The organism is Streptomyces sichuanensis (assembly GCF_020328095.1).
GTDB classification, from domain to species: Bacteria; Actinomycetota; Actinomycetes; order Streptomycetales; family Streptomycetaceae; genus Streptomyces; species Streptomyces cinnamoneus.
The window spans coordinates 1-9,202 of record NZ_JAIXMK010000199.1 but is presented as its reverse complement, the minus strand read 5'-3'; the positions used below and the strand labels follow the sequence as shown (position 1 = coordinate 9,202).

7 protein-coding genes are annotated in these 9,202 nt (G+C 76.1%); 2 read left to right on the top strand and 5 right to left on the bottom strand.

Translation table 11 applies throughout. From position 1 onward, the window contains the following. The first annotated feature begins 166 nt into the window (after positions 1 to 166). A complete protein-coding gene (locus LE181_RS30780; RefSeq protein ID WP_225664794.1) occupies positions 167 to 2,638 on the top strand; it encodes a SpoIIE family protein phosphatase in 2,472 nt (823 codons plus the stop codon). Between the two features lie 55 nt (positions 2,639 to 2,693). On the opposite strand, the gene LE181_RS30775 is transcribed toward LE181_RS30780, so the two are convergent. The 3 genes from LE181_RS30775 to LE181_RS30765 are packed head-to-tail and all read right to left on the bottom strand — an operon-like array spanning position 2,694 to position 5,363. After that, entirely contained in the window at positions 2,694 to 3,710 is a 1,017-nt protein-coding gene (locus LE181_RS30775; protein WP_225664792.1) for an NAD(P)/FAD-dependent oxidoreductase, read from the bottom strand. Further along, positions 3,707 to 4,252, bottom strand: a complete 546-nt coding sequence (locus LE181_RS30770) for an isoprenylcysteine carboxyl methyltransferase family protein (protein ID WP_225664790.1) — start codon at positions 4,250 to 4,252, stop codon at positions 3,707 to 3,709. The genes LE181_RS30775 and LE181_RS30770 overlap by 4 nt, the downstream gene beginning before the upstream one ends. 46 nt (positions 4,253 to 4,298) lie before the next feature. Then, on the bottom strand, positions 4,299 to 5,363 hold the full coding sequence (locus LE181_RS30765; RefSeq protein WP_225664788.1) for a type III polyketide synthase: 1,065 nt from the start codon (positions 5,361 to 5,363) through the stop codon (positions 4,299 to 4,301). 125 nt (positions 5,364 to 5,488) lie between these two features. Between LE181_RS30765 and LE181_RS30760 the strand changes: the two genes are divergently transcribed. Beyond that, complete coding sequence (locus LE181_RS30760) at positions 5,489 to 6,361, top strand: UbiA family prenyltransferase (protein ID WP_372458549.1); 873 nt, start codon at positions 5,489 to 5,491, stop codon at positions 6,359 to 6,361. Here LE181_RS30760 and LE181_RS30755 read toward each other — a convergent pair. Next, positions 6,354 to 7,730 carry a cytochrome P450 gene (locus LE181_RS30755; protein WP_225664786.1) on the bottom strand — a complete coding sequence of 459 codons (1,377 nt, stop codon included), beginning with the start codon at positions 7,728 to 7,730 and terminating at the stop codon, positions 6,354 to 6,356. The two genes, LE181_RS30760 and LE181_RS30755, sit on opposite strands and share 8 nt — an antisense overlap. Positions 7,731 to 7,846: 116 nt before the next feature. Continuing rightward, positions 7,847 to 9,202 (bottom strand): glycoside hydrolase family 47 protein (locus LE181_RS30750; protein ID WP_263869604.1); only part of this gene is annotated, 1,356 nt, incomplete at its 5' end.

Genomic DNA, 9,202 nt, shown 5'->3' with positions numbered 1-9,202 from the left:
CGGCCCGCAGGCCGCGCGCAGCACGCGGCGGGCGGGGCGCCCGCCGGAACAGGCCGCCCCGCAGGCCGCCGAAGGTCCCCGCACGGCAGCCCGCGCCGCGGCGGTGCCGCCGTCGACATGTGGCCCCGGCGCGGGCGTGGCACGCTGCCGGAAGGAAGGCGGTGTGATGAACGGACCGGTGACGTTCTTCCGGGAGAGCCCCGAGGACCCCTTCTCGGTGGCCGGAGCGGCCTCCGCGGTACTGGACCACCGCGGAGTGGTCGTCGGCTGGGGAGAGCGGGCCGAGAAGCTGCTGGGTTACCGGGCCGACGAGGTGATCGGGCGCTCCGCCGCCGACGTCCTCGTGTCCCCCGGGGACCGCGCGCACGTCGCGGACGCGGCCGCGGCCTGCCGGGCGGCCCGCGGCTGGTTCGGCGTCGTGCCCGCCCTCGCCCGCGACGGCCGGCGCATCCCGGTGGGCGTGCGCGCCCGCTGCGTCACCCGCGCGGCCCCGGAATGCGAATGGTTCCTCGTCGCCGCCCCCGCCGCCGCCCTCATCCAGTGGGAGACCGACCGTTCCGTCCTCGACGGGCTCTTCCGGCGCTCCCCGATCGGGCTCGCCGTGCACGCCCCCGACCTCACCGTGCTGCGCGTCAACCGGCCGATCGCCCGCATCGGCGGCGTCCCCGCCGAGGAGATCCGCGGGCACTGCATCGGCGACTTCCTCGTGCCCGAGGACGCGCGGACCATCGAGGAGCGCCTGCGGGAGGTACTGGCCACCGGACGCCCCATGTTCTTCACCGAGCAGTCCTGCCGGCTGCTCACCGACCCCACGGACGAGCGGTACGTGTCCGTGTCCGCCTTCCGCATGGAGGACTCGGCCGGAGAAGTGCTCGGCGTCACCCAGTTGGTCGAAGACGTCACCGAACGCCACCGGGCCCGCGTCCGGCTCGCCCTCCTCGACGACGCCGGCGCCCGCATCGGCACCACCCTGGACGTGGCCACGACGGCCCGCGAACTGGCCGAGGTCGTCGTTCCCGCCCTCGCCGACTGCGTCTCCGTCGACCTCCTGGAACCCGTCAGCCGGGGCGAGGAGCCCTCCCAGGACGCCTTCGGGCCCGTGCGCAGGGCCGCCACCAAGTCCGTCGTCTCCGGCGCCGGACAGGTGCAGTACCCGGAGGGCGAACTGATCGACTTCGGCCCGGAGACGCCCCAGGGCAGGTGCATGGCCGAGGTGCGGCCCGTCCTGCTCTCCCGGATCGAGGGGCTCACCGGCCTGTCGGCCGTGGCGCACGAGAAGGCCCGGCAGGCCCAGGCCATCGGCGTCCACTCCGTGATGATGGTGCCCCTCGCCGCCCGGGGCCTGGTCCTCGGACTCGTCACCCTGTGGCGGGCCGGGCGCCCGGAGCCCTTCGAGGAGGACGACCTCACCCTCGCCGGGGAGTTCGCCGCCCGCGCCGCCGTGTGCATCGACAACGCCCGCCGCTACACCCGCGAGCACCAGGCGGCGCTGAACCTGCAGTGCCGGCTGCTCCCCGCCGAACTCCCCGACCTGCCCGCCGTCGACGTGGCCCACCGGTACATCCCCGCGGGCGCCGTGGCGGGCGTCGGCGGCGACTGGTTCGACGTCATCCCGCTCTCCGGCGCCCGCGTCGCCCTCGTCGTCGGCGACGTGATCGGCCACGGCGTCGACGCGGCCGCCACCATGGGCCGGCTGCGCACCGCCGTGCACACCCTCGCCGACCTCGACCTCGAACCCGAAGAGGTCCTCTCCCACCTCGACGACCTCGTCCACCGGCTGGCCGCCGAACAGGAGGCCAACACCCGGGACTTCCCCAACGACCAGGTCACCGGCGCCAGCTGCCTGTACGCCGTGTACGACCCGGTGTCCCGGTGCTGCTCCCTGGCCCGCGCCGGCCACCCGCCGCCCGCCGTCGTCACCCCCGGCGGCGGGGTGAGCTTCCCGGAGCTGCCCGCCGGACCGCCCCTCGGCCTCGGCGGCCTGCCCTTCGAGGCCACCGAGTTCGACCTGGCGGAGGGCAGCCTCCTGGCCCTGTTCACCAACGGGCTCATCCAGTCCACCGGCCACGACGTCGACGAGGCCCTGGCCCTGCTGGGCCAGGAACTGTCCGACACCTCCCGCCCCCTGGCGGAGACCGCCAAGCGGGTGGTGGACACCCTGCTGCCCGCCCGCCCCACCGACGACGTCGCCCTGCTCCTGGCCCGCACCCGCGTCCTGGAGGCCGAACGGGTGGCCACCTGGACGCTGCCCGCCGAGGCGGGCGCCGCCTCCCGCGCCCGCAAGCTGCTGGCCGGGCAGCTGAGCGCATGGGGCCTGGACGAGATGCTCTTCACCACCGAACTGATCGTCAGCGAGCTCGTCACCAACGCCTACCGCTACGCCGGCGGGCCGGTCACCCTGCGGCTCATCCGCGGACCCTGCCTCATCTGCGAGGTCTCCGACACCAGCAGCACCTCGCCCCACCTGCGGCGCGCCCGCAGCACCGACGAGGGCGGCCGCGGGCTGTTCCTGATCGCCCAGCTCACCGAGCGCTGGGGCACCCGCTACGGCCGCGAGGGGAAGACGGTCTGGACCGAACAGTCCATGGCCGCCACCCCGCCGGCCTTCCCCGACCTCCTGGACGGCCTGGGCGAGTGAGCGCCCGGTGGCCGGGCGGCCCCGGGGGAGCCCGGCACGGGCGGGACCCGGCCCGTCACTGCAGTGCGTGCACCACCGCCGCGAACACCCGGGGCAGCCGGCAGGCCGCCGGGACGATCAGGCCGGCGGTGCGCGGGTGTTCCCTCGCCCGCAGCAGGCCCTCCGTCAGCAGCCGGTGCCTGCGGGTCAGGCGGCGCCACGCCGCCTCGTAGTCCTGCGGGCGGCCCGCGGCCAGGGCCCGTACGGCCGCTTCGGCCGTGAGCAGCGCGAGGGCGATGCCCTCCCCGGTGAGGGCGTCCACGTAGCCCGCCGCGTCGCCCACGAGCAGCACCCGGCCGGCCACCCGCCGCCGGACCCGCCGGCGCAGCGGCCCGGCACCGCGCACGGCGCTCGCCGCCGGCCCCCGCAGCAGCGGCGTCAGGCCCGGGAACGCCGCGAGCCGGTCGTCGAACCCGGCGCCCCCGTGGCCCAGCACGGCCACCCCCACCAGCCGGTCGCCCACCGGCGTCACGTACGCCTCCCCGTGCGGCGACCAGTGGACCTCGACGCAGTCGCTCCACGGGCGGATCCCGTAGTGCCGGCGCAGCCCGTAGCGGGCGGGCCCCGGGCCGGGCGCCGGCTCCAGGCCGAGGGAGCGGCGGACGGGGGAGTGCAGGCCGTCCGCGGCGATCAGCCAACGGGCCCTCAGCCCGAAGGCACGGACGCCGTCCGGGTCCTGCCGGACCGAGGCGACCCTGCCCGCAACGGTCCGCACCCCCAGCTCCGTCGCACGCCGGTGCAGGGCCGCATGCAGCTCGGTCCGGCGCACGCCCAGCCCGCCGCCCCCGCGGAAGCCCGCCTCGACGCTGCGCCCGCCCTCCACGTAGCGGATGCCGCGCAGGGGACGCCCGGTGACCCCGGCGCCCAGCGCCCGCAGCGCCGCCACCCCGCCGGGCATGATGCCCTCGCCGCACGCCTTGTCCACCGGGCGCTCGCGCGGCTCGACGACGACGGCCTCCATCCCCGCCAGCGCCGCGTGGGCGGCGGCCGCCAGGCCCGCCGGGCCGCCGCCCGCCACCAGCACGTCGATCACGGCCGCACCCGCACGGGCACCGTCGGCCCCTCGGCCCGGCCCGCGTCCAGGGCCGCCTCCTCGCAGCGGACGCGCACCACCAGCAGCGCCGCGTTCAGGCCGGTGAAGACCAGGGCGGTCACCCAGGCGGTGCGCACCAAGGGCAGGGCGAGCCCCTCGGCCACCACGGCCACGTAGTTGGGGTGGCGCAGCCACCGGTAGGGCCCGCCGGTCGCCAGGGGCAGGCCGGGGACGACGATGACCCGGGTGTTCCACTGCCGCCCCAGGGTGCGCACGCACCACCAGCGCAGGACCTGGGCGCAGACGAGCACGCCCAGCATCGGCCATCCGAGCGCGGGCAGGAACGGCCGTTCGCCGGGGCCCGCTTCGAGCAGGCAGCCGGCGAGCAGGCCGGTGTGCAGCGCGACCATGGGCGGATAGTGGCCGCCGCCCGACTCCACCCCGCCGCGGGCCCGGCTCCAGCGGGCGTTGCGCAGCGCCACGACGAGCTCGGCGGCGCGCTCGGCCGCGACGGCCAGCACCAGCATCACGTACCAGGTCATGCGTCCCCCGGGGGCTCGGTCGGGCGTGCGGTCATGGGCCGGCCGCCTACCAGCGCAGCAGGACGAGTTCGGAGCAGAAGCCCGGGCCCATGGCCAGCAGCAGTCCGGGCGAGCCCGGTGGGGGCCGGCGCGCGGCCACGGTGTCCCGCAGCACGTGCAGGACGGACGCCGAGGAGAGGTTGCCCACCTCCGCCAGCGAGCGCCAGGTGACGTCGAGGGCGCCCTCCGGCAGGCCGAGGACCTCGGTCACCGTCTCCAGGACCCGGGGCCCGCCGGGGTGGCAGACCCAGGCCGTCACGTCCTTGGGCTTGAGGCCGTGCTCGCCCAGGAAGCCGTGGACGTCGGCGGCCAGGTGACGGCGCACCACGTCGGGAACGGCCCGGTCGAGGACGACCTGGAAGCCGGAGTTGCCGATGTCCCAGCCCATGGTGCGCTCGGTGCTGGGGTAGAGGTGGCTGCGGGTGGCCAGTACGGCGGGCCCGTCGGCGGGCCGGCCCCGCCACCGTCCGCCGCACGCGACGAGGGCCGCGGCGCCGTCGCCGAACAGCCCGGTGGCGATCAGGTTGGCCGTGGAGGCGTCGGCCCGCTGGAAGGTGAGCGAGCACAGCTCGACCGACAGCAGCACGGCCACGTGCCCGGGCCAGCCGCGCAGGTAGTCGTGCACCCGGGCGATGCCGGCGGCCCCCGCCACGCAGCCCAGGCCGAAGACCGGCAGGCGTTTGACGTCCGGCCGCAGGCCGAGCCGGCCGACGAGCCGGGCGTCGATGGAGGGGGTGGCGAGGCCGGTGACGGAGGCGAACATCAGCATGTCGACGGCGGCGGGACCGATGCCGGCCTCCCGCAGGGCGCCGCGGACCGCGCGGGCGCCGAGCTCGGTGGCGGCCTCGACGAAGACGTCGTTGGCCGCGCCGAAGCCGTCCAGGTGCGCGTACCGCTCCAGTGGCAGCACCAGGTGGCGGGAGCGGACCCGGACGCTGCGGTGCAACCGGTCCAGGACCCGCCGGTCGGCGCCGGGCGGCAGGCACATTCCGGCGACCATGTCGGTGATCTCGTGCTGGGCGTGGCGGTGCGGCGCGAGGACGCCGTGAACGGCTGCGATCCGGCTCGTCATGCCTCTTCCCGCCGTGAGGATCGGTTTTCTCCCGTGTTCCCCGTCCGCCCCACCACACCGCACGGGTTGGGCCGTTCGCGCGTTCCGCGGCCCGTGCCGGACGGTCCGGCCCCTACGCTCTTTCCGTGGAGACCTGCGAGCGGCCGGGCCCGGGCGAGCTGGCCCGGCACGGGCCGCGCCGGGCCGTTGCCGCCCTGGCCGGGGCGTGCCATCCGGGGCCGGCGGCCGCCGTCACGGGCCTGGCGACGGCGCTGGCCGCCGTCGCGGGGCAGAGCGGGGGCCGGTGCGTGCTGGCCGGGACGGCCGTGCTGGCCGGCCAGGTGTCGGTGGGCTGGTCCAACGACGCCTTCGACGCGCGCCGGGACGCCGCCGCCGGCCGGCGCGACAAGCCCGTCGCCTCCGGGGCGGTGGGGGAGGGGGCGGTGTGGGGTGCGGCGTTCACGGCGCTGGCGCTGTGCGTGCCGCTGTCGCTGGCCCGGGGTCCGCTCGCCGGTGCGGTGCACCTGGCGGGGGTGGTGGCGGCGTGGGCGTACAACCTGCGGCTGAAGGCGACGGTGTGGTCCTGGCTGCCCTACGCCGTGGGCTTCGCGAGCCTGCCGGCCTTCGTCGTCCTCGGGCTGCCGGGCCGGCCGTGGCCCGCCTGGTGGCTCGTTGCGGCCGGCGCGCTGCTGGGCGTCGGAGCCCACCTGGCCGACGTGCTGCCGGACGTCGCCGGGGACGTGGCGACGGGCGTACGGGGCCTGCCGCACCGCCTGGGCGTGCGGCGCACCCGCCTGCTCCTGCCCGTTCCCCTGCTCGCGGCCACCGCGCTGCTGGCCTTCGGACCGCCGGGCGCGCCGGACGCGGCGGGACCCGCGGCGCTGGCGGTGGCGGCGTCGGCCACGGCTGCCGGGGTGCGGTGCGGCCGGCGGTGGGAGCGGGCGCCGTTCGCGGCGGCCGTCGTGGTGGCGGCCGTGGACGTGGTGCTGCTGCTCGTCCGGGGTGCGGCCCTCACGTGACGGGGGCGGCGGTGCGGCTGACGGGCCGCAGGGTCGCGCGCAGCGGCACGGCCGGCTGGAGGAGGAGACCGACCTCGGGCTTCACCTCGCCCCCGTCGACGTCCACGTGGAAGCGCTGGGCCAGCGTGGCGAGGACCAGCGCGGCCTCGACGAGGGCGAAGCGCGCCCCGAGGCAGGTGCGCTGGCCGCCGCCGAAGGGGAACCACGCGTGGTCGGGGACGGGGTCGGGGGCGTCGGCGGCCCAGCGCTCGGGACGGAAGGCGGCCGGGTCGCGGAACCAGCGGGCGTCGCGGTGGGTGGACCACTGGCTGCACCACACGATGGTGCCCTGCTCCAGCGGCCGTCCGGCGAGGGTGGCGCCCTCCCCGGCCACCGCGGGGATCAGCCAGGCGGGCGGGTAGAGCCGCATGGCCTCCTTGATGATCTGCTGCGTCCAGGGGAGCCGTTCGTAGTCCTCGTACACGGGCGTCCGCCCGCCGAGGACCCGGTCCAGCTCCTCGGTGAGCCCGGCCCGGGCGGACGGGGACGCCGAGAGCAGGTACCAGGTCCACGTCAGGGCGGTGGAGGTGGTCTCGTGCCCCGCCGCCCACAGCGTCACCGCCTCGTCCCGCACCTCACGGGCCGACAGGGAGCGGCCCTGGTCGTCCCGGGCGGCCAGGAGCCTGCTGAGCAGGTCGTCGCGCTCCTCGTCGGCGGGCCCGGTCTGGCGGGCCCGGATCAGCCGGCCGACCTCGGCGTCGATGACGCCGACGGCGGCGAGCAGCCGGCGCCGCGAGGGCGTGCGCACCCAGGAGGGCAGGAACAGGTTGATGCCCCGCAGCTCGGCGCCGGTCTCGCGCTGGACCACGGCCATGGCGTTGGCCAGCAGGCTGCCCCGGCCCTGGAGGTCGTTGCCGAAGAGGGTGCGGACCACGATCCGCTGGGTGAGCCGGGCCATCTCGCGGCGCACGTCGATGCGCTGGCCCGTGCGCCAGCGCCCGGCGAGGGCCTCCGCGCAGTCGACCATCGTCGCCGCGTACGAACGCACCTGGCGGGGGCGGACGGTGGGCTGCACGAGCGCCCGCTTGCGGCGCCAGTCGGCGCCCCGGGCCAGCAGGACGCTGTTGCCGACGACCTGCTTGAGCGCCCAGCCGATCTCCAGGGTGTCGTAGGTCTGTTCGACGGCGCCGAGGACCTCGGCGATGTGTTCCGGGCGCGAGACGAACAGGCTCGGGCGCGGGCCGAGCTGCCAGGACACGACGTCCCCGAAGTCGTCGCGCAGCCGGACGAAGAAGGCGAGCGGATCCTTGCCGAAGGTGAGGAGGTTGCCGAGCAGCGGCAGGCCGCGGGGGCCGGCCACGGGCTGCACGGCGACTTCGGACGCGGCCATGAGGGGCGGACCTCCCGGCGTCGGCGACGGCTGGTGTGAGGGGGCGGCGGAACCATTCTTTCCTACCCCGGTGGTGCCAGAAATAATGCTTTCCGGTGATATCGGCGGGCGGGCCGTCAGGCCGGGGGCGGCCGCAGGCCCCGCAGGACCTTCCCCTCCGTGCTGAGGTAGCCGTGGGCGTAGTCGAAGCGCGGGGTGTCGGAGAAGGTGAGGTAGAGCCACTTGAAGTTCTCCGCGAAGACGTACGCGGGGCAGTGGTCGCCCCGGGGCATCGGTCGCCGGGTGACGTCCGTGACGACGGTGTAGCCGCCCGGCACCCGGTGGTGTTTGCGGAGGTTCTCGAAGTAGCGCCACGCGGTGGTCCGGTAGTACGGGTCACCGGTCTGCCAGTAGAGCTGGAAGGCGCAGTTGGCGTACTCGGGGCGCAGCTTGTTCCCGGCGTCCAGGACGGCGAGCCGCCCGTAGTCGATGGCCTCGGGGATGACGGCGTACTTGTCGAGGACGGCGGTCCAGGACCGGTAGTAGTCCGCCGCCAGGGCGTTGTCGCCGCCGACCGGCAGAATGGCGACGGCCAGTGAGGACTGCCGCCGGTTGAGGAGCGCTCCGGTGCGGAAGTCGACGTGCTTGAACCACAGCAGGTCGTCGACGCGCTCGGCCTGGTGGCGGCGCAGCGCGGTGTCGAACATCCGGAACCAGTCCCGGCACTCCTCGTCCCCGAACATCACCCAGGCGCCCCACAGGTACTCGTAGAAGGAGTCCACCGGGGGGTCGACGGCACTGCCCTGCCGGTCGGTCCACCGGCCGCTCTCCACGTCGAGGGTGGTGGCGAGCAGGTCGAGCGACGAGCGGCGCTGCACCACCGCGCGCACGGCGCGCTTGGCGGCCCGCCGGTACCGGCCGTCGCCGGTGAGCTCGGACAGCAGCCCGAACTCCAGCATGTGGGTGCCGATCTCGGCGACCGGCAGCGTCGTGCCGGACACGCGGCCGGTCCGGAGGTTGACGTGGCGGTAGGGCATGCCCGTGGGCGACTTGGTGAAGGCGGGCAGCAGCCGGTCGGCCAGGTCCGTGCACCGGTCGAGCAGCGGCCTGCGGCCGGTGGCGAGGTAGCCGGCGAGGAGGCCGCCCACCAGGCGGATGGTGGTCTCGAACACCTGGAAGTCGGCGTCGATGCCGAAGTCCAGACGGTCCGTGATCCATCGGGTGCACAGCTCGACCTCGTCGTCCAGCTCCATGACGTAGTGGGTGTCGAGCGCCTCGACGATGGACAGCCCCACCGGGTGGCCGCGGGCGAAGAACTCGCCGTGGCCGCCCGAGACCGGCAGCACCTCGTCGTGGCCCCATGCGAACCGCTTGTAGCCCTCCCAGGCGTGCACGAACTCGGCGCGGATCTCCCGTGCCTTCGCCGGGTCCGGCCGCGTCGCCGGTGCCGCGGCCGGCCGCGGCGGGCGCGTCGGCTGCGGGACCGCCGCCCG

Coding starts and splice junctions, on each gene's coding strand:
- LE181_RS30780 (WP_225664794.1), top strand. CDS start 167: ATGAACGGACCGGTGACGTTCTTCCGGGAGAGCCCCGAGGACCCCTTC.
- LE181_RS30770 (WP_225664790.1), bottom strand. CDS start 4,252: ATGACCTGGTACGTGATGCTGGTGCTGGCCGTCGCGGCCGAGCGCGCC.
- LE181_RS30765 (WP_225664788.1), bottom strand. CDS start 5,363: ATGACGAGCCGGATCGCAGCCGTTCACGGCGTCCTCGCGCCGCACCGC.
- LE181_RS30755 (WP_225664786.1), bottom strand. CDS start 7,730: ATGGCCGCGTCCGAAGTCGCCGTGCAGCCCGTGGCCGGCCCCCGCGGC.